Here is an 18,138-nt window from a genome sequence, read left to right on the forward strand (position 1 = left end):
CGCGGGGCGACCAGCACCTCCGGATGCGCCCCGCGGGCCTCCTTGATCGTCAGATGGAGGCTCTGGCGGGTCTGTTTCGGGCAGTCGACGTCGGAGTAGTCGACCGGCATCCCGTAGGCGGGCGGAAATCGCCACGCCTGCACGGGTGACAGCCGGGCGCCGGTCATAGCCGCTTGCCGGGCCGCCCAGCGCGGCGCGGACCTGCTGGACTCCGATCCGTCGACCCGACCACGATCAACCGTTCGGCTGCCGGCCGTCCCATCTCGCCCCTCCTTGCCGCGGGGCCGGCCTCCTTCGGGGCCGGCCTCTCCGGTGCGGCGCCACCGGACGTGGCCGTGCCGGCCCGGCCCCACACTCGGGTGGACGTCAGCACCTCCGGCACGGCGGCGTGAACCCGGCCGACGCGTGGGCGGAACGGATCACCGGCTCGCCTGTTCGCGGAACTCCCGGAACGCGGCGAAGGCGCGCGGACCGTAGACCGTGCCAGGGCCGCCGTTCATGAGGATCGCCACACCGATGGCCTCGGCTACCTCTTCCTCACTCGCGCCCCGCAGGGCGGCCCCGTGGGCGTGGGCCACGATGCAGCCGTCGCACTCCTTGCTCACCGCAATGGCCAGTGCGATGAACTCCTTGGTTTTGACGTCCAAGGCACCCGGAGCGAGTGCGGCGTCGTGCAGCTGTTTGTAGCCCTCGTACACCTGCGGAATGGCCTGTCGCAGCTCACGGCTGGGCACGCGCAGCCCCTCGCGTATCTGCTCTCCGTAGCTCATTTCGGTCTCCTCTCCGCTGCGCCCGTGGCACGGCTGACGTCTTCGCGCCTTCGTGTCCGGACGACCCGTGCGCCGGCCACTGAAAACCCGTCGGCGAGAGGTGGAACACGGCGTCGTCGCACGAGGCTCCCACCGGGCAGCACGCATTGCCGCCCGCCTGCGCGCTCGGGCCCGTCTGCGCCGTACGCGCAGCAGAGCCGGCGAATCCATGGGCGAGAGCGGGTGACTCCCCGAGAGGGCTGTCACGTGACGATGCGCTGACGGCCGCGGGCCACCGGATTCCCACTGCCATCGTCCGGCGCTCCGCTCTCGGTGGCGGTGGGCCGAACGGTACCCACTCCGGGGCCGGTAGGGCAGTGCGTCGGTGCACGTGACGCCGAGACCCACGCTGCCGACTTGCACGGCCCGCACCATGCGGAGGCCTGCGGCAGGCACGCGAGACGAGTTCCGTCGACCTCGGGCCGCGGGCTTCCTCGAAGGCGATTCGTTGGCGGACTGGCGCTCCGGGCCACAGGCCGGCTTCCAGCGTCGGGACACGGCCAGCCGAGTGCCATGAGGCCGCCGCCCAGGTGGTCCGTGAGCGCGGGCTGCTCGCCGACGCCCGATCGAGGTACCGACATCCCGCGGGTCACACACGAACCGGCAAGCGGGAGTCCGCATGTTCCCTGTCATTTGCCTCATCGTTTGTCAGAGCGCAGCTGTCATCGCGCTCCCGTTCGGCCGCGTCGCGTCTGTCCGCTTCCAAGCCGCGACGGCGTTCCTCAAAGGCCGCGTCACCGTGTTGGGCGTCTGCCGGAGCCACCGGACATCCGTGGCCTCTGCTGGCGATGTCTGCACGGCTGTGCATACGTGGAGTTGGCGGACCAGGGGTGGCGGTGACGGCATCTGGCGCCGGCCGGAGACCTGGGCGCGCCGGTGCCAGGAGACCCGCCGCACAGCCCCATCTCATGCCTGACGCACTTCAACCGCCCACGCCCCCAATCGGGTTGGTGGACGGAGACGACTCCGCCTGGCGAGAACGCCGGACGAGCCGAACCCAAGCCGCACCGTCAGCGAGACGCTGTATCGCGGCGAGGCGTTGTCCAACTGCGCGAGCGACGAAGCCGCGGTCGCTCACCATACGCCGCCGGCCGACCACCCCGGTCCGGCGAATCGGGCCCGGGTTCTCTCCGACGGACACAGGCACAGGTGCCACGCCCGAGTGTCCCGCAGGGTCGATCAGAGGCCATGCGTCCTCCGATGCCCAGTCGGTCCAGACCAGATGAACGCTGTCGAGCCCGATGGCGAGCCAGCTGCGGGAGCGCGCCCACGGCCCGGGCGACCCCTCTACGGCTCTTCGCTGTTGCAGCCGCACGCGGGCGCGGTCGGCGTCTGCGGCGGCCGTTGTGCCGCCGTCGCGGCCGAAGCGGCGGCTTCGCCCCGGCCACCGGCCGGAGGCGGTTACCCGCCGTCCCGGCCACGCCCATCCGAACGGTCCTCGGCCGAAGCCCGGCCCGGGGTGCAGCGAAAGGCAGTACCGCCATGAGCGGTGAACGACCAGGTACGGCCGGTCCGCGCCAGCCGGACCAGGAACCGGTCCCGGCGTCCCAAGGGGCGCCCGTGCGATCCGGATGTCCCCGCCCGGCGACCTGGCTCACTGCGCTCGCCCTGCTTCCCCTCGGCCTGTTTGCCGCGGCAGCTTGGCAAGGGCGCTGGGTGCGGCCCAGCGGGGACGACTGGTGCTTCCTGCCGTTGGTCCGCGACGGCGGCCTGACCGCCATGGTGGGGGAGTTCTACCTCGACGACAACGGGCGCGTCGCCAATGCGGTCCTCGTCTGGGCCTACGCCCGCTTCGGCCTGGCCGGGCACGTGTGGTTCGGTTTGGTCAGCGGCCTGATCGTGGCGGGCGTACTCTGGGCGGTGACGTCCCTGGCGGTGCGCCGGTCCGGGCTGACTGCCCCGCGCGGACTAACGCTGCTGACAGCGTCCATGGTGACGGCGCTCTTCCTGTTCGCCTCCCGTAACACGTACAAGACGTTCTACTGGCCGGCCGCGTCGGTCTCGCACACCTTGGCACCCGTCTTCGCCTGCGCGGCGGTGATCCCGCTGCTGCTGGCCCGCTCCGCGCGGGGCAGGGCGTTGGCCGTCGCGGCGGTCTTGCTCGTGGGCGCCGTCATCGGCACGCTGTCGGAGGAGACCTCGGTCGTCTCGTTGGTGATGCTCTCGTTCGTTCTCCTGCTGAGCCGCAGGGCGGTGCCCAAGCGAGCGTTGGGACGCACGCGCGCTTGGTGCCTGGCGGGGATCGCGGGAATCGCGACCGGGACCGTGGTCCTCGTCACGTCCCCCGGCTCAAGGAACCGGCGCGAACGGTACAGCGCACAGCACTCCTCGCTGCTGGAACCCGAGACCCTGATCAACGGCCTGGGCGTCTTCGCCCGCGTCATGTACCAGATCCTCGGAACCTGGCAGTATCTGGGAGCGGTCGCGGCCGGAGCCCTGCTGGGGCTGCTCGCCGCCCGGGCCGGCGCCCGCGCCGTGGCGCCGAATCGCACCCTGCTGGCCTGCTCGGGCGTCCTCGCCTTCCTGATCTCGGGCTATCTGTGCACCGTCGCCGCGTATCCTGCCTTCGGCCCGGGAGTGGCGAGCTCGCCCCGCCTGTGGAACGACTTCCTGCTCCCGTATCTCGCCCTGCTGACCGGGTTCGGCTTCCTGCTGGGGCAGGCCCTGCGCCGCCTGGACGTGCGCGTCGGTGCGGCGCGGGCGGCCGGCGCTGCCGTGTGCGGTCTCGCCTGCGTGAGCCTCGCCTTCCCGCTGGTCGAGTTGGGCGACGACATGTGGGCCCGGGCCGTGGCGTGGGACCGCCAGGACCGGTGGCTGCGGGCACAGGCTGCGGGCGGCACCAGGGTCGCCCCCTACTACCCGACACCGGTCGGTGGAATGACGGAACCCTCCAGCCGGCAGGGCAAGACGCTCTGGCCCGGTCAGTGCGTCGCCGACTACTACCACCTGGAGCACGTCACCCAGGCCGTGACGCCGCCCTGGCGGTGAAAGGGCGGCGTCCGACCGGGCTCATCGTGGGTGCCTCGCGGGAGGTCGGACGGATGTGGTCGCGTCCGGGTGCCGGGACGGGGTACCGCCCCGCTCAGGTGCGGGGCGGCGTGTTCGACCGGGTGACGGGGGCGCTGCGCGCTCGCGCGCGGACGGCCGTCAGACGAGATTCTGGCGCGGGATCTCCGGGGGCGAGAGCGGCGAAGACGGTCCGGTAGGCGCCCATCGGCCGGCCTGGGGCCTTGAGACGAAAACCAAGACCGGGTCCTATGCGGTGGGGTTCAGTTGAGCCCTGCCTGGGGCGGGGTGCGTGGAGTTTGACTGAAGTTGTCGATCATGTGACCGCCGGTCTCGAATGAACGCTTTTGCGGGCAGCCGTACCAGTTGCTCAGGTCCCCGCGCAGTCGCCGCGTGGAAGGCGTCCGCATGCCGACTCCCCACTCGTTCGCCCTACCGCGCCGTCAACGTGCAGCCGTGGCCCGGCTCGGCGACTCTGGAGATTGGGGGCAGTGCCGGGAGGAGCGCTGATGTGCTGGGAAACCATCCACAAGGACACGGCACCGGACGTCTCCCACCGCCTCGTCGACTACGACCGGGACCGTTCGGCCTTCGCCTGGTCCCAGGCCGCCGCCGGCCTGACGGGGCTGCCCGACGGCGGCCTCAACATCGCCCACGAGGCGGTCGACCGGCACGCGGCGTCCGACCGGGCGGAGAAGCCGGCACTGCGGTGCATCGCCCGCGACGACTCCGTGTCAACCATGACGTACGGAGAGTTGGCTCGTTGTACCGCGCGTTTCGCCAACGTCCTAAGGGCACTCGGCGTCGGCGCCGGGGAGAGGGTCTTCACCCTGCTCGGTCGCTGCCCCGAGCTGTACGTGACCGTCCTGGGCACGTTGAAGAACACCAGTGTGCTCTGCCCTCTCTTCTCCGCCTTCGGCCCCGACCCGGTCGAACAGCGCATGCGTCTTGGAGACGCCCGGGTGCTGGTGACTACTGCCGCGCTCTACCGGCGCAAGGTCGCCGGGCGCCGTGTGTCGATGCCAGGGCTTGAGCACGTACTGATCGTCGGGCCCGGCGCGGGTGAACTGCCCGGCACCGTGGACTTCAGCGAGCTGATGGCCGCTGCCGCTGACACCTACCCCATACCCCCGACCTCGCCCGAGGACATGGCGCTGCTGCACTTCACCAGCGGTACCACGGGCACCCCCAAGGGCGCGGTCCACGTCCACGAGGCTGTGGTGGCCCACTACGCCACGGCGGCTTACGCCCTCGACCTGTACCCCGAAGACGTGTACTGGTGCACTGCCGACCCCGGCTGGGTCACCGGCATGTCGTACGGAATCATCGCCCCGCTCGTGCACGGCGCGACGGTGGTCGTCGACGAGGGCGACTACGACGCCCGGCGCTGGTACCGGATCCTGGGAGAACAGAAGGTCACCGTCTGGTACACCGCTCCCACGGCCCTGCGCATGCTCATGCGGACGACACCGCGGCAGGGCCCGTACGACCTGCCCCGGTCCTACGACCTCTCGACCCTGCGCTTCATCGCCTCCGTCGGTGAACCCCTCAACCCGGAAGCCGTCGTGTGGGGCCGGGACGTCCTGGGCCTGCCGGTGCACGACAACTGGTGGCAGACGGAGACCGGATGCATCATGATCGCGAACTTCGCGGCCTGCGAGATCCGGCCCGGCTCGATGGGACGACCACTGCCCGGGGTGGAAGCCACGGTGCTGGAGCGCGGCGAGGACGGCCGGGCGCTGGTGCGCGGGGGCCGGGTCAAGCAGGTGGAGAACCCCGACATCGACGGAGAGCTGGCCTTGAGGCCGGGCTGGCCCTCCATGTTCCGGGGCTACCTGCACGACGACGAGCGCTATGACGCCGCGTTCGTGGACGGCTGGTACCTGACCGGCGATCTGGTTCGCCGGGACGCGGACGGTTGGTACTGGTTCGTGGGACGTGCCGACGACGTCATCAAGTCGGCGGGGCACCTGATCGGGCCCTTCGAGGTGGAGAGCGTGCTCATGGAACACACGGCAGTGGCCGAAGCCGGAGTGATCGGACGGCCCGATCCGGTCGCAGGCAACGTGGTCAAGGCGTTCGTTTCCCTACGCCCGGGGGTGCTGCCCACTGCGGACCTGGAACGAGAGCTGCTCGCCTTCGCCCGGGAGAAGCTCGGATCCGCAGTCGCTCCCCGGGAGATCGCCTTCGAACAGGACCTGCCCAAGACGCGCAGCGGAAAGGTGATGCGTCGGCTGCTGCGGGCGAGGGAACTCGGCCTGTCCACCGGCGATGTGTCGACCTTGGAGGGACCCACATGAGCGGGGCACACCCCACCCGCACCCGCAAGGCTCCGGCTTCCGGCAAGAAGACATCGGTGGCCAAGCGGGGGACGACACCAGCCGACCGGTCCGCAGCGGGACACCGGATGGACCTGCTGGAGGCGATGCTGCGCATCCGACGGTTCGAGGAACGCTGCGTGGAGTTGTACAGCGCGGCGAAGATTCGCGGGTTCGTCCATCTCTACATCGGAGAGGAGGCCGTCGCCGTCGGTGTCAACGAGGTGCTGACAGCCGAGGACGCCGTCGTCGCCACCTACCGTGAGCACGGCCACGCGCTGGCCCGTGGGATTACGGCAGAGGCGGTCATGGCGGAGATGTACGGCAGGACGACCGGGTGCAGCGGGGGCCGGGGCGGCTCCATGCACCTGTTCGACGCGAGCCGACGCTTCTACGGGGGCAATGCCATCGTCGCCGGTGGGCTCCCCCTGGCAGCGGGGCTCGCACTCGCGGACCGGATGCGCGGCCAGTCCCACGTCACCTGCTGCTTCTTCGGTGACGGGGCCTTCGCTGAGGGAGAGTTCCACGAGACCGCGAACCTCGCGGCCCTGTGGAACCTCCCCCTGCTCCTCGTCTGCGAGAACAACCTCTACGCCATGGGAACGGCGCTGGAACGACACGAGGCGCAGACCGACCTGGCCATGCGCGCCACTTCCTACGGCATGGTCGGCTGGGCCGTGGACGGCATGGATGTCGAAGCCGTGGAGCAGGCCGCCCGCAGGGCCGTGGAGGGCATCCGGGCCGGCACTGGACCGCACTTCCTTGAACTGCGCACCTACCGCTTCCGCGCCCACTCCATGTACGACCCCGACCGCTACCGTGAGAAGACGGAGATCGAACAGTGGCGGTCCAGGGATCCGATCAGCCAGCTCATGGACCGCATGAGGGACAGCGCCGAGTTGACCGACAGGGACGTCGCACGGGTCGAGCGGAGGATCACCGCCGAGATCGACCACGCCGTGGACGCGGCCGAGCAGGCGCCCGAGGAGCCGGTTGAGCGTCTACTGCAGCACGTCACCAGTTCCTCGACCCAGGCGGTGAACTGACGTGAGCGCCAAGGGAACGCCCGAGGCGACAACGACCTACCGGGAAGCGATGCGCGAGGCGCTGAGGCAGGCCCTGCGCGCCGACGACAGGGTCTTCCTCATGGGGGAGGACGTGGGCCGGTACGGCGGATGCTTCGGCGTCAGTCTCGGTCTGCTGGAGGAGTTCGGACCCGAACGCGTCCGCGACACTCCGCTGTCAGAGTCCGCGTTCGTGGGTGCCGGCATCGGGGCGGCCCTCGCCGGGATGCGTCCCATCGTCGAGATCATGACCGTCAACTTCAGCCTGCTCGCCCTCGACCAGATCCTCAACAACGCCGCCACCCTGCTGCACATGTCAGGCGGCCAGCTCCCCGTTCCGCTGGTGATCCGGATGACCACGGGCGCGGGGCGGCAACTGGCGGCACAGCACTCGCACAGCCTGGAGGGCTGGTACGCACACATCCCTGGCATCCGTGTCCTCGCCCCCGCCACGCTGGAGGACGCCCGCCACATGCTGGCCCCGGCGCTCGCCGACCCCGACCCGGTGCTGATCTTTGAACACGGCAGCCTCTACAACGCCTCCGGTGAGGCTCCACCGCCCGGGGGATCGGTGGACCTGGACCACGCGGCGGTCCGCCGCTCCGGCACCGACATCTCATTGATAACCCACGGCGGGTCGTTGCCCAAGGCGCTCGCGGCGGCGGACGAACTGGCTGCCGAGGGCATCAGCGCGGAGGTCATCGACCTGCGCACCCTTCGGCCTCTCGACGGCGAGGCCATCGCAACCTCCGTCGCCCACACCCACCGCGCGGTCGTCGTCGATGAAGCGTGGCGTACGGGAAGCCTGGCCGCCGAAGTCTCCGCCCGCATCGCTGAACAGACGTTTTACGAGCTTGACGCCCCTGTGGAGCGGGTGTGCAGCGCGGAGGTCCCGATGCCGTACGCCCGGCGGCTGGAAGAGGCAGCCCTACCGCAATCCGCGGACATCGTCGCGGCAGCTCACCGGGCGGTGGACTGACCATGGCCGAGTTCACCATGCCCTCCCTCGGCGCCGACATGGACGAGGGCACGCTCGTGGAATGGCTGGTCGGTCCGGGCGATCAGGTGCACAAGGGAGATCCGGTCGCGGTCGTCGAAACCGCGAAGTCGACGATCGAGGTGGAGTGCTTCGAAACGGGGACCGTGGCGGAAACCCTCGTAGAGCCCGGGGCGACCGTGCCGGTGGGCACACCACTCGCGGTCATCGGGCCGCCGGGGAAGAAGGACGGCAGTCCCGAAGGAGCGGGCGATCCCAAGAAGCGGTCGCCAGGCCGGGCACGACGAAAGGGCGCGGTCTCCAGCTCTCCGCCTCCCAAACCTGTGAGCACTTCGGCCCCGGCGCCAGTGTTCTCCGCAGCCGAGTCGCCCGGCCACGCCGAGGCAGGCCCCCTGACTCGGCACCTCGCGGAGCAGAGTGGCCTCGACCTGGAGCGGCTGCCAGGGTCCGGCCCCGGGGGACGGATCACCCGAACCGACGTCGAAGCGGCCGTCGCTGCCCGTGCCACCACTCGACCGCGGCGCGTGCGGGCCACACCGCTGGCCCGGCGGCTCGCCGCCGAACTGGACGTCGACCTGACCGCGGTGGCGGGAACGGGCAAGGACGCTGTCGTGCGCGCCGCAGACGTACGACGGAGCACCGCCGGTGCCGCGGACGCCACCACGGAGCGATCCGGAGCCGAACGTCCCTCCGTCGCCCGTATGCCCGAAGAGCAGACCACGGCCATGCGCCGGGCCATCGCCGACCTGATGAGTCGCGCCAACCGGGACATCCCCCACTACTACCTCTCGACCACGGTGGACATGGCCGCCGCGATGGACCGGCTGCACGAGCTCAACCGCCGCAGCCCCGTCGCTGAGCGACTCCTGCCCGCGGCGCTGCTGCTCAAAGCGGTGGCCCTGGCGGCACGGCAGGTGCCGGAGCTCAACGGATTCTGGAACGACGACCGGTTCACGCCCGGCGACGGCGTACACCTCGCCGTGGCTGTGTCCCTGCGTGGCGGAGGGCTCGTGGCCCCCGCACTGCGGCACGCCGACACCCTGCCGCTTCCCGGGTTGATGGCGGCCTTGAAGGACCTGGTGACGCGGGCACGCACCGGCAGGCTGCGGGGGTCGGAGGTGTCCGGTGCCACAATCACGGTCTCCAACCTGGGCGACCAGGGAGTGGAGACCATCCTCGGCGTGATCTACCCGCCGCAGGTGGCCCTGGTCGGCTTCGGGCGGCTAGTCGACCGGCCCTGGGCCGTCGGCGGCTTGCTGGGGGTACGACCTGTGGTGACCGTTTCACTCTCGGCTGACCACCGCGCTACGAACGGTGTTGTCGGGGCTCGATTCCTCACTGCGGTCGACCGTCTCCTACAGAAACCGGAGCAGCTGTGAACACGGACCGAACCGAGGCTCTGGACCTCGTCAGGGACTCGATCGTCGAGGTCGTCCCCGGCGCGGACGTGGCCTCCCTAGAACCCGACGACGCCTTCCGTGAGGCGCTGGAGATGGATTCCCTTGACTTCCTGAGGTTCGTCGAGACGCTCAGTCGCAGGTCCGGAATCCCGATCGAAGACGAGGACGCGACGCACCTGTCCACGCTGTCCGCCTGTACCGACTTCCTCCTCGCCCACGGGCGGTGAGGCTCACTGCCCAGACGGGCCGACTTCCTCCAACCGGACAGGTGCTCTCGTCCGTTCCGACGCGTTGCCGGGCGTATCCTCAGCCGGTTCGTCGGACGGGGACGGTGCGGCTGGCCGGTTCCGGGGTCGTGGGCCTGGGAACCGTCACCGTGAGGATGCCGTCCTGGTAGTCCGCCGTGGTTTCCTCTTGCGGTACGGCGAAGGGGAGCCGCACGGTCCGTTCGAAGGAGCCGTAGCGGAACTCGGAGTGCCGCTTGTCCTTGTCCTCGGTGGTTTCTGTGTGCTCGGCGCGCACGGTGAGGGTGTCGCCCTCGACAGTGATCTCGATGTCATTGTCGGGGTCCACCCCTGGAAGCTCGGCGCGGAGAACGAACCGGGAACCGTCGTCGGAGACTTCGATGGGGATGAGGTGGGACCCCTTGCGGACCCACCCGGCAGGGATGTCGGGCAGGCTGGAGCCGAACCATTCCATCAAGTCCGGCAGTCCGGTCCGTCGCCTCGGAAGTGACGAGTCGGCCATGACTGGCCCTCCTCTCAGCTGCTTCCTTCCACGCTGATCCTCACCATTCTCTCTCCGTGGCAGCTCGGCCGCAGACACATGCTGAGGACACGGACGGTGACGGCTTAATCGAAGGGCGATGGGGCCTCGTGCCCGCCCGACTGGTCCATGCTGTGCCCACGGTCGTCACTCCGGGAGTGATCGGCCCGTGTCTGACGGCAAGGCGGTCCGAACGGTGCCACACTCGACTGTGGCACACCGGCCCTGGCCCTGTGGAAGCCCGACAGGGGAGGGGCTGGCCGTGGGGTGGTGCGGATCTTCAGCAAATACGGAGTGCCGGAGCTAGGCCGTGTCTGACAAATCCCGTCTGGGCCGCGGCCCCCGTCCTCAGGGGCGGACGACGCTATTTGTCAGACACGACCTAGTGGGTGCGGCCCGTTTCCAGGAGAGGGGTCTGAGCGGATGCGTGGAGTGGATCCACTCGTAGTCGGTATCGACGGATCCGAGTCGAGTCTGGAAGCAGTGGACTGGGCAGCGGACGAGGCGACCAGGCACCGGGCTCCCCTGCACCTCGTGCACGCCGCCGCGTTGCCCGGGGTAGGACACGGCGACCTCATTGCGCTTGCGTCGCACCGAGCCAGGCAGCGCACCGACGCACCCGTGTCGAGTGAGGCCCTGCCCGGTGACGCTGTCGCCGAGTTGGTCGATATGTCGCGCAGAGCTCGCATCTTGGTGCTCGGTGCCAGGGGAGCCGACGGCCGCGCCGAGGTGACCCTGGGCTCGGTCGCTGTGAAGGTGACGGAGCGATCCGCTTGTCCTGTCGTGGTGGTGCGTGGTGCAGCGCAACACCGGAACGTCCGGTTCGGGAACATCGTGGTGGGTGTCGAGTACGGAGAGGGGAGCGATCCGGCGGTTGACTTCGGGCTCCGTGAGGCTTCCGTGAGGCGCTGCGCCTTGGCGGCCGTCTACGCCTGGAATCCGCTGACCGGAACACCCCCCGAATCTCCACCTCCGTTCTGGTACGCCCTTGAGGCACACCGGCGATCGCCGGCACAGGTACTAAAGGACGCGCTCAGAGGCGCTGAGGAGTGTTACCCGGACGTCGTCGTGAACTGCCACGTAGCGGAGGAGCCGGCCCGAAAGGCGCTCCTGAGGGCTGCGGAGGGCGCCGATCTGCTCGTCGTGGGCATCGGCAGGCGGGATGGCCCCTTCGGGCTGCGCCTGGGCCTGATCGATTCTCTGCTCCTCGAACGTTCTCCGTGCCCGGTCGCGGTAGTCCCGCGGCACAGTCCTTGGGCAAGGCGCTCCGCCGTGGGCGTCCAAGGTGCCGCGTGACCGTCGTACTTCGGCTGGTCTCGTTGAGGTCCGAAGGAGCACCTGAAATGGGAGGGCACCGCCACCAGACGGGCGCGGTGCCGATTCCCGTCGTTCTAGCAGCAGCTGTGTCCATAAGGGCAGGTCGACGTTGCGGCGACTATGCGACGCGTTGATCGGTGCCACGTTGCCGCGTCGCTTCCGCGTTCAGATTGTCTATGAGCCGTGGGGGCCTCCTTTTCAGGCGGAACGAGGGGCCTGGGTCGGCTGTCCCGGGGCGGTGCGTGGCCCGCTTGTGGTCGACTGCTGCCCATCACCGCCGGAGTGGTGGTGATCACGGCCACCCTTCGAAGGGTGCCGCGTAGGCTTGTGTAGTCGTCGCGGTAGGGCCGGGAGGGCGGGTGAAGCTTCCCTGCAAGCAGCTGGCGATGAGTCAGGGAAGTCGGCCAGTGTCAGCGTGAGCCCTGAAGAGGTTGGGGGAATGCTGCCGAAACATGCGACGCGTTGTAGGGTGAAAAAATCGCCCTTGACCTGCAAAAACGCAGGCAGGGAGCCTCTTTTCAGGAGCATTTTCATGCTGCGCACCATGTTCAAGTCCAAGATCCACCGTGCCACGGTGACCCAGGCCGATCTGCACTACGTTGGCTCGGTCACCATCGACGCCGATCTGATGGACGCGGCCGACCTGCTGCCGGGCGAGCTCGTCCACATCGTGGACATCACCAACGGTGCCCGGCTGGAGACGTACGTCATCGAGGGCGAGCGCGGCACCGGGGTCATCGGGATCAACGGTGCCGCCGCGCATCTCGTTCACCCCGGTGATCTCGTCATACTGATCAGTTACGCCCAGGTGGACGACGCGGAGGCCCGCTCGCTGGTGCCGAGCGTGGTGCACGTCGACGCCGACAACCGCATCGTGGCCACCGGCACGGACGCCGCGGCCCCCGTGCCGGGGAGCCGCACCGAGCGCAGCCCGAACGCCGCCGTGATCTGATCGTGGGGCGCAGCACCAGCAGGCCAGACGGACCAGAGGAGGCGGCCATGGCCGACGAGCGGAAGCACGACCTGCGGGACGACCGGAGCCGGGGGCTCCTTCAGGCGTACGAGGACGACGGCGTCGCCGGCCGCATCGCGTACTTCGTGCTCGACGCGGAGCCGGCGGCGCTCGTCGCCGTCCACACCGTCGTCGAACCCCAGCACGAGGGCCGCGGCATCGCCGGGGCGCTGGTGGCCGAGTTCTACGCGATGGCGGCCCGCGAGGGGGTGCCGGTGGTGCCGCTGTGCCCGTACGCCGCCGCGTGGGCCAAGCGCCACCCCGAGCAGGCGCCGGTCGCGCCGGCGGAGCTGGTGGCCGCGGCCGAGGTGCAGCTGCGGGAGCGCCCCGAACGCTGGTGACCCCTCGGACGTGTCCGCGGGGTCCCGCGAGCCCCTTCCGCAGGGGCTTCAGGGGCGCGGGGAACTGCGCGACAAGCCACAGACGGGTCGCAGACGCTGTCATTGCGTGCTCACCATGGCCGTACGGCGTCGGCAAGGGCTGAAGGGGCAAGCGGAGAGCGACGGGCGCGAGCTCGTTGGTGGCGCTGGTCGTGCCGGGGGAGCGGACCGGTGGGTAGGCTTCCGGTACGGGGGTGTGCGCCACACATTCGACGGCGACCGTGGAGGACCGGCATGACCCAGCCGCCCGTACCGCCCTCACCGATCCCGACCCCGGGGCCGCCGGGACCGGACCCCGGCCCGCTGCCCGGGCCCGTACCGACGCCGCAGCCGCCGCCGGTGCCGCCGGACCCGATCCCCCAGCCGGGACCGGATCCGAACCCCGCGCCCGAGCCGCAGCCGGAGCCCCAGCCCGCGCCGGGCCCGGCCTGACGAAGGCGCCCGTTCAGTCGGTGGACACCTCGGAGCGGTCTCCGCCCCACAGGGTGTGGAACGAGCCCTCGCGGTCCGTGCGCCGATAGGTGTGCGCGCCGAAGAAGTCGCGCTGGCCCTGGGTGAGCGCGGCCGGTAGCCGCGGCGCCCGCAGGGCGTCGTAGTACGCGAGCGCCGCCGCGAAGCCCGGCGTCGGCACGCCCTGTCGGGCCGCCGTCGCCACCGCCTCGCGCCAGTCGTCCTGCGCCTGCCCGACCTCCTGCGCGAACTGCTCGTCCGACAGCAGGCTCGGCAGGTCGGGCCGGGTGTCATAGGCGGCGCGGATCCGGTCGAGGAAGGCCGCGCGGATGATGCAGCCGGCCCGCCAGATCGACGCCACGGAGCCCGGGTCGACGTTCCAGTCGTACGCCTCGCTGCCCGCCTGGATCTGGTGGAAGCCCTGCGTGTACGAGACGACCTTCGACGCGTACAGGGCCTGTTCCACCTGCTCGGCGAACCGAGCCGCCGCCGCCTCGTCCAACGCCTTCGGCACGGGGCCCGGCAGCTCGCGCGAGGCTTCGCGCAGCTTCTGGTGGCCCGACAGCGACCGGGCGAACACCGCCTCCGCGATGCCGGAGACCGGCACCCCGAGGTCCAGCGCGATCTGCACGGTCCAGCGGCCGGTGCCCTTCTGCTCGGCACGGTCGGCGACGACGTCGACGAACGGCTCGCCCGTCGCGGCGTCCACGTGCGCCAGCACCTCCGCCGTGATCTCGATCAGATACGAGTCCAGCCGGCCGGTGTTCCACGAGCGGAAGGTCTCCGCGATCTTCGCGGGGGAGTAGCCGGCGACGGTGCGCAGCAGGTCGTACGCCTCGGCGATGAGCTGCATGTCCGCGTACTCGATGCCGTTGTGCACCATCTTCACGAAGTGGCCCGCGCCGTCGGGGCCGATGTGTGCGACGGTCGGCGTGCCGTCTTGCGCCTTCGCGGCGATCTTCTCCAGCAGCGGCCCGAGGGAGGCGTACGACTCGGCCGAGCCGCCCGGCATGATGCTCGGCCCGTGCAGGGCCCCCTCCTCGCCGCCGGAGATCCCGACCCCGACGAAGTGGATGCCGCGCTCGCGCAGCTCCTTCTCGCGCCGGCGGGTGTCGGCGAAGTGGGCGTTGCCGCCGTCGATGATGACGTCGCCCTCCTCCAGCAGCGGTGCGAACTCCTCGATGACCGCGTCGGTCGCCTCACCCGCCTTGACCATGATGACCAGCCGCCGCGGACGCTCCAGCGCGGCGACGAACTCCTCGGCGGACTCGGCGGGGACGAAGGCGCCCTCGTCGCCGAACTCCTCCACCAGCGCCCGCGTCCGGGCCGCCGTGCGGTTGTGCACCGCGACCGTGAGGCCGTTGCGGGCGAAGTTGCGGGCGAGATTGCGGCCCATCACCGCGAGTCCGGTGACACCGATCTGGGCTGTAGCGTCCATCACTGCTCCTGATGTGTCCGTGGTCTGCATGGCCTGCGTGGTGTGCGTCGTACGGGCGGGTACGCATCGAGACCGCGTCGCACGCGTGTCCGAGGCGTCGGCTGCCCGGGCGTCCACCGAACATCAATCCCGGGGCGGCGGGGAAAATTTCCCCGGGCCCGGCGATTTCGTCCCGATGGCGTCCAACCGCGGCAGCGGTGCCCGAGGGGCCTTCCGCCCCCGCTGCGCCCCGTGCGCGGGGCTTGAGCCCTTGTCATCTTCCGTGCGCAGCACTTAGGTTGACCGCTTGGTATGTGACCTTCCTGTTATGCACCTGTACACCAATGCACCTTTGCACCTCATCGTCGTTCTGCCTGTACGTAGGGGGAGACCTCCATGGCCGCAACGGGTCGGCACCGCCGGCAACAGCCGAGCCGCATCAACCGCGCCTCGCTCACCCTCACCGCCGGCGGTGCGGGGATGGCGCTGCCGCTGATCGGCGCGGGCACCGCGCAGGCGGCGTCGGTGGACGTCTGGGAGAAGGTCGCCGGCTGCGAGTCCACGAACAACTGGAAGATCAACACCGGTAACGGCTACTACGGCGGGCTCCAGTTCACCCAGTCCACCTGGGACGCCTACGGCGGACGGGAGTACGCGCCGCGCGCGGACCTCGCCAGCAAGGACCAGCAGATCGCGATAGCCGAGCGGGTCCTCAAGGGACAGGGCCCCGGGGCCTGGCCCTCCTGCTCGGTGCGCGCCGGGCTGACCCGCGGAGGAGACGCACCGGACATCGCGCCCGACGGCAGACGGTCGACGCAGGGGACCGAGGCGCAGGGCGAACGCAAGGCGAACGCGTCCGGGAGCGGACAGCGGACGGCCTCCCCGCAGGGAAGCCAGGTGCGGAAGCAGTCGACGCCGCCGAAGGCGACGCCGACGACCGTGCCCACCCAGCGCGAGGGCTACACGGTGGCCCGCGGCGACTCGCTCTCCCGGATCGCGGTGCAGAAGGACATACAGGGCGGCTGGCCACGGCTGTACGAGATGAACCGGACCACCGTCGGATCCGACCCGGACCTGATCCTCCCCGGCCAGCGGCTGGTCATCAAGATGGCGGCGCCGAAGACCGGGGGGAAGGCGGCGGCGCCCGGGCAGCAGGCCCCGAAGCCCGAGGCCGTCCCGGAGAAGAAGGCCGAGCAGCCGAAGAGCGCACCGAAGGCCGCGCCGAAGACCGAGAAGAAGGCACCGAAGCCGGAGACGGTCGAGAAGAAGGTCGAAAAGAAGGTCGAGAAGAAGGACACGAAGCCTTCGACGAAGCCGGTGCGCGCCGCCGAGACCCGTACCAAGCCCGCCGCGTCCACCAACAGGTCCGCCGAGCGGCCCACCCACAAGGCGGGCATGAGCGCTCCCGTGGACGCCTCCACCGGCACCCCGTACCGCAAGGCCGGCACCGCCTGGTCCAGCGGCTACCACACGGGCGTCGACTTCCCCGTCCCCACCGGCACCTCGGTCAAGTCCGTCGCACCCGGCCGCGTCGTGTCCGCCGGGTGGGCCGGGTCGTACGGCTACCAGGTCGTCATCCGGCACACCGACGGCAAGTACAGCCAGTACGCGCACCTGTCGGCGCTGACCGTGCGCTCGGGCCAGCAGGTGGCGAGCGGGCAGCGCATCGGCCGCTCCGGCTCCACCGGCAACAGTTCAGGGCCCCATCTTCACTTCGAAGTCCGCACGGGACCGGGATACGGGGCCGACATCGACCCCGTGGCCTACCTCAGGTCGGGCGGCGTCACGCTCTGAGCGCTCCGAGCGCTGCGTTGGGGACGCGGTGAGGTCCGCAGACGGCGCAGCGCTCGGGCGGCGCTCCACGGAGCTGCGGTTCTTCGGCCGCCCGCTGCGGCAGGCGCGAAATCCGGACCTCCGCTGCTCCGCGATCCGAAGGGCGGCGGGGGTCGCGGCACGGGCGCCGGCCGGAGCCAGACCTTCGACGAGCGCCGCGCTGCTCACCCCGTCATCCGCACGGTCCGTGTGATCGGTGTGCTCCGTGCGGTGCACGTTCCGAGCGGTGCCGGGGCCGTCCGAGCCCTCGTCGGCGCTCCCGGCGGTCTCGCGCTGCTGCACCGGCTGCATCGACACCCCCGACACGGCCGCGCTCTGAGCATCCCCTGCCTCTGCCTCCGTCCGTACCTCGCCCGCGCCCGGCTCCGCCGCGGTCGCCTCGTGGCCCGCAGCCGTCATCCGCTCCACGGTCAGCAGGACCAGACCGGCCGCCGCCATGGCGCCGAAGCCCATGGCCAGCAGAGTGCCGGCGAACCCGTAGCGGAACGTCTCCCCGAACATCGTGATGCCGACGGCCGCCGCGACCACCGGATTGACCACCGTCACGGTCGCCAGCGGCGCGGCGAGCCCCGCACCCCGGTACGACGCCTGGGACAGCAGCAGCCCGCCGATCGCCAGCACCGCCACCGTCAGCAGGCTGGACCACTGGGCGAGCGGCGCGGACCAGTCCCAGTCCACGGCCACCGTCTTGGTGAACACCGAGGCGATGCCGAACGCCACGCCCGCGCAGGTCGCCAGCAGCACGCTGCGCAGCACCGGCCGGTGGATGGTCTGCGCCACCAGGAAGACCAGCGCGACGACGCCGAAGGTCACCGCCGCCAACACCCCGCGCTCGCCCGACCCCAGCGATCCGGAGTCCGCACTGCCGCTGAGCGACATCAGACCGGCCAGGCCGATCGTGGCGAGCAGCGCACCGCGCCACGCGGTCGCCCCCGCCCGCCGCCCCACGAACATCGCGGCCATCGGCAGCGCGAACACGATCGTCAGAGCGCCGAGCGGCTGCACCACGCTCAGCGGGCCGTACGCCAGGGCGACGACGTGCAACAGCGCACCGGTGCCGTTCAAGGCAACGGCCCCCCACCACCCGGCGTGATGCAACGGAGCGTAGGGCCGGGCGGCGGTGGATGCGGCGACCTGCTCCTGCACGATCGCCCCGGCCGCATAGGCGACCGCGGAGACCAAGGAGAGCAGCAGCGCCAGCGCAAGGGGACTCATACTCTCTACGATCTCTCCAAAACGTGCTCCCGTCGTCGTCCTTGAGCAGGCACTTGGTCGTACTGCCGACGGAGTACGACCGTGGGACTTGAGTGCTACCAAGGTCTTTGTCGCAGGTCAGCCCGGGTGGAGAAAGAGCAGGATCGAGGCGGAAC

15 protein-coding genes are annotated in these 18,138 nt (G+C 70.5%); 11 read left to right on the plus strand and 4 right to left on the minus strand.

Translation table 11 applies throughout. The features are described 5' to 3' along the window. Window positions 1-419: 419 nt before the first annotated feature. A complete protein-coding gene (locus ABZ842_RS16140) occupies window positions 420-770 on the minus strand; it encodes a carboxymuconolactone decarboxylase family protein (RefSeq protein ID WP_361537301.1) in 351 nt (116 codons plus the stop codon). A 1,695-nt stretch (window positions 771-2,465) separates the two neighbouring features. On the opposite strand from ABZ842_RS16140, the gene ABZ842_RS16145 reads away from it, so the two are divergent. The 6 genes from ABZ842_RS16145 to ABZ842_RS16170 all read left to right on the plus strand — a co-directional run bounded on the left by ABZ842_RS16145 (window position 2,466) and on the right by ABZ842_RS16170 (window position 9,821). Continuing rightward, window positions 2,466-3,797, plus strand: coding sequence for a DUF6056 family protein (locus ABZ842_RS16145; protein WP_361537302.1), 1,332 nt, complete (start codon window positions 2,466-2,468; stop codon window positions 3,795-3,797). Window positions 3,798-4,324: 527 nt separating this feature from the next. Beyond that, window positions 4,325-6,115 carry an acetate--CoA ligase gene (acsA, locus tag ABZ842_RS16150; RefSeq protein WP_361537303.1) on the plus strand — a complete coding sequence of 597 codons (1,791 nt, stop codon included), beginning with the start codon at window positions 4,325-4,327 and terminating at the stop codon, window positions 6,113-6,115. Further along, the gene (pdhA, locus tag ABZ842_RS16155) at window positions 6,112-7,179 is read left to right on the plus strand and encodes a pyruvate dehydrogenase (acetyl-transferring) E1 component subunit alpha (protein WP_361537304.1); all 1,068 of its coding nucleotides are present in this window, start codon (window positions 6,112-6,114) and stop codon (window positions 7,177-7,179) included. Before acsA ends, pdhA begins: the two co-directional genes overlap by 4 nt. 49 nt (window positions 7,180-7,228) lie before the next feature. Next, complete coding sequence (locus ABZ842_RS16160; RefSeq protein WP_361537499.1) at window positions 7,229-8,176, plus strand: pyruvate dehydrogenase complex E1 component subunit beta; 948 nt, start codon at window positions 7,229-7,231, stop codon at window positions 8,174-8,176. Between the two features lie 2 nt (window positions 8,177-8,178). Further along, window positions 8,179-9,573 carry a 2-oxo acid dehydrogenase subunit E2 gene (locus ABZ842_RS16165; protein ID WP_361537305.1) on the plus strand — a complete coding sequence of 465 codons (1,395 nt, stop codon included), beginning with the start codon at window positions 8,179-8,181 and terminating at the stop codon, window positions 9,571-9,573. Next, window positions 9,570-9,821, plus strand: coding sequence for an acyl carrier protein (locus ABZ842_RS16170; protein WP_361537306.1), 252 nt, complete (start codon window positions 9,570-9,572; stop codon window positions 9,819-9,821). Before ABZ842_RS16165 ends, ABZ842_RS16170 begins: the two co-directional genes overlap by 4 nt. A gap of 79 nt (window positions 9,822-9,900) precedes the next feature. Here ABZ842_RS16170 and ABZ842_RS16175 read toward each other — a convergent pair whose 3' ends face one another. Beyond that, a complete protein-coding gene (locus ABZ842_RS16175) occupies window positions 9,901-10,341 on the minus strand; it encodes an Hsp20/alpha crystallin family protein (RefSeq protein ID WP_361537307.1) in 441 nt (146 codons plus the stop codon). Between the two features lie 441 nt (window positions 10,342-10,782). Here ABZ842_RS16175 and ABZ842_RS16180 point away from each other — a divergent pair, with 441 nt between their 5' ends. From ABZ842_RS16180 to ABZ842_RS16195, 4 genes are all read left to right on the plus strand, one after another. Continuing rightward, the gene (locus ABZ842_RS16180) at window positions 10,783-11,655 is read left to right on the plus strand and encodes a universal stress protein (protein WP_361537308.1); all 873 of its coding nucleotides are present in this window, start codon (window positions 10,783-10,785) and stop codon (window positions 11,653-11,655) included. 553 nt (window positions 11,656-12,208) lie between these two features. Then, window positions 12,209-12,628, plus strand: coding sequence for an aspartate 1-decarboxylase (gene panD, locus ABZ842_RS16185; protein WP_361537309.1), 420 nt, complete (start codon window positions 12,209-12,211; stop codon window positions 12,626-12,628). 2 nt (window positions 12,629-12,630) lie between these two features. Continuing rightward, the gene (locus ABZ842_RS16190) at window positions 12,631-13,029 is read left to right on the plus strand and encodes a GNAT family N-acetyltransferase (RefSeq protein WP_361537310.1); all 399 of its coding nucleotides are present in this window, start codon (window positions 12,631-12,633) and stop codon (window positions 13,027-13,029) included. A 273-nt stretch (window positions 13,030-13,302) separates the two neighbouring features. After that, complete coding sequence (locus ABZ842_RS16195) at window positions 13,303-13,500, plus strand: hypothetical protein (protein WP_361537311.1); 198 nt, start codon at window positions 13,303-13,305, stop codon at window positions 13,498-13,500. A 13-nt stretch (window positions 13,501-13,513) separates the two neighbouring features. Here ABZ842_RS16195 and gndA read toward each other — a convergent pair whose 3' ends face one another. Beyond that, the gene (gene gndA, locus ABZ842_RS16200) at window positions 13,514-14,956 is read right to left on the minus strand and encodes an NADP-dependent phosphogluconate dehydrogenase (protein ID WP_361537312.1); all 1,443 of its coding nucleotides are present in this window, start codon (window positions 14,954-14,956) and stop codon (window positions 13,514-13,516) included. Window positions 14,957-15,331: 375 nt separating this feature from the next. On the opposite strand from gndA, the gene ABZ842_RS16205 reads away from it, so the two are divergent. Further along, window positions 15,332-16,729: a transglycosylase family protein gene (locus ABZ842_RS16205; protein WP_361537313.1), complete on the plus strand. Its 1,398-nt coding sequence runs from the start codon at window positions 15,332-15,334 to the stop codon at window positions 16,727-16,729. On the opposite strand, the gene ABZ842_RS16210 is transcribed toward ABZ842_RS16205, so the two are convergent. Next, complete coding sequence (locus tag ABZ842_RS16210; RefSeq protein WP_361537314.1) at window positions 16,631-17,983, minus strand: DMT family transporter; 1,353 nt, start codon at window positions 17,981-17,983, stop codon at window positions 16,631-16,633. The two genes, ABZ842_RS16205 and ABZ842_RS16210, sit on opposite strands and share 99 nt — an antisense overlap. Window positions 17,984-18,138 lie beyond the last annotated feature (155 nt).

It is taken from the genome of Streptomyces sp. NPDC047315, assembly GCF_040643215.1.
Taxonomy (GTDB): Bacteria; Actinomycetota; Actinomycetes; order Streptomycetales; family Streptomycetaceae; genus Streptomyces.

Coding starts and splice junctions, on each gene's coding strand:
- ABZ842_RS16165 (WP_361537305.1), top strand. CDS start 8,179: ATGGCCGAGTTCACCATGCCCTCCCTCGGCGCCGACATGGACGAGGGC.
- ABZ842_RS16140 (WP_361537301.1), bottom strand. CDS start 770: ATGAGCTACGGAGAGCAGATACGCGAGGGGCTGCGCGTGCCCAGCCGT.
- acsA (WP_361537303.1), top strand. CDS start 4,325: ATGTGCTGGGAAACCATCCACAAGGACACGGCACCGGACGTCTCCCAC.
- ABZ842_RS16160 (WP_361537499.1), top strand. CDS start 7,229: ATGCGCGAGGCGCTGAGGCAGGCCCTGCGCGCCGACGACAGGGTCTTC.
- pdhA (WP_361537304.1), top strand. CDS start 6,112: ATGAGCGGGGCACACCCCACCCGCACCCGCAAGGCTCCGGCTTCCGGC.
- panD (WP_361537309.1), top strand. CDS start 12,209: ATGCTGCGCACCATGTTCAAGTCCAAGATCCACCGTGCCACGGTGACC.
- ABZ842_RS16205 (WP_361537313.1), top strand. CDS start 15,332: ATGGCCGCAACGGGTCGGCACCGCCGGCAACAGCCGAGCCGCATCAAC.
- gndA (WP_361537312.1), bottom strand. CDS start 14,956: ATGGACGCTACAGCCCAGATCGGTGTCACCGGACTCGCGGTGATGGGC.
- ABZ842_RS16180 (WP_361537308.1), top strand. CDS start 10,783: ATGCGTGGAGTGGATCCACTCGTAGTCGGTATCGACGGATCCGAGTCG.
- ABZ842_RS16175 (WP_361537307.1), bottom strand. CDS start 10,341: ATGGCCGACTCGTCACTTCCGAGGCGACGGACCGGACTGCCGGACTTG.
- ABZ842_RS16195 (WP_361537311.1), top strand. CDS start 13,303: ATGACCCAGCCGCCCGTACCGCCCTCACCGATCCCGACCCCGGGGCCG.
- ABZ842_RS16210 (WP_361537314.1), bottom strand. CDS start 17,983: ATGAGTCCCCTTGCGCTGGCGCTGCTGCTCTCCTTGGTCTCCGCGGTC.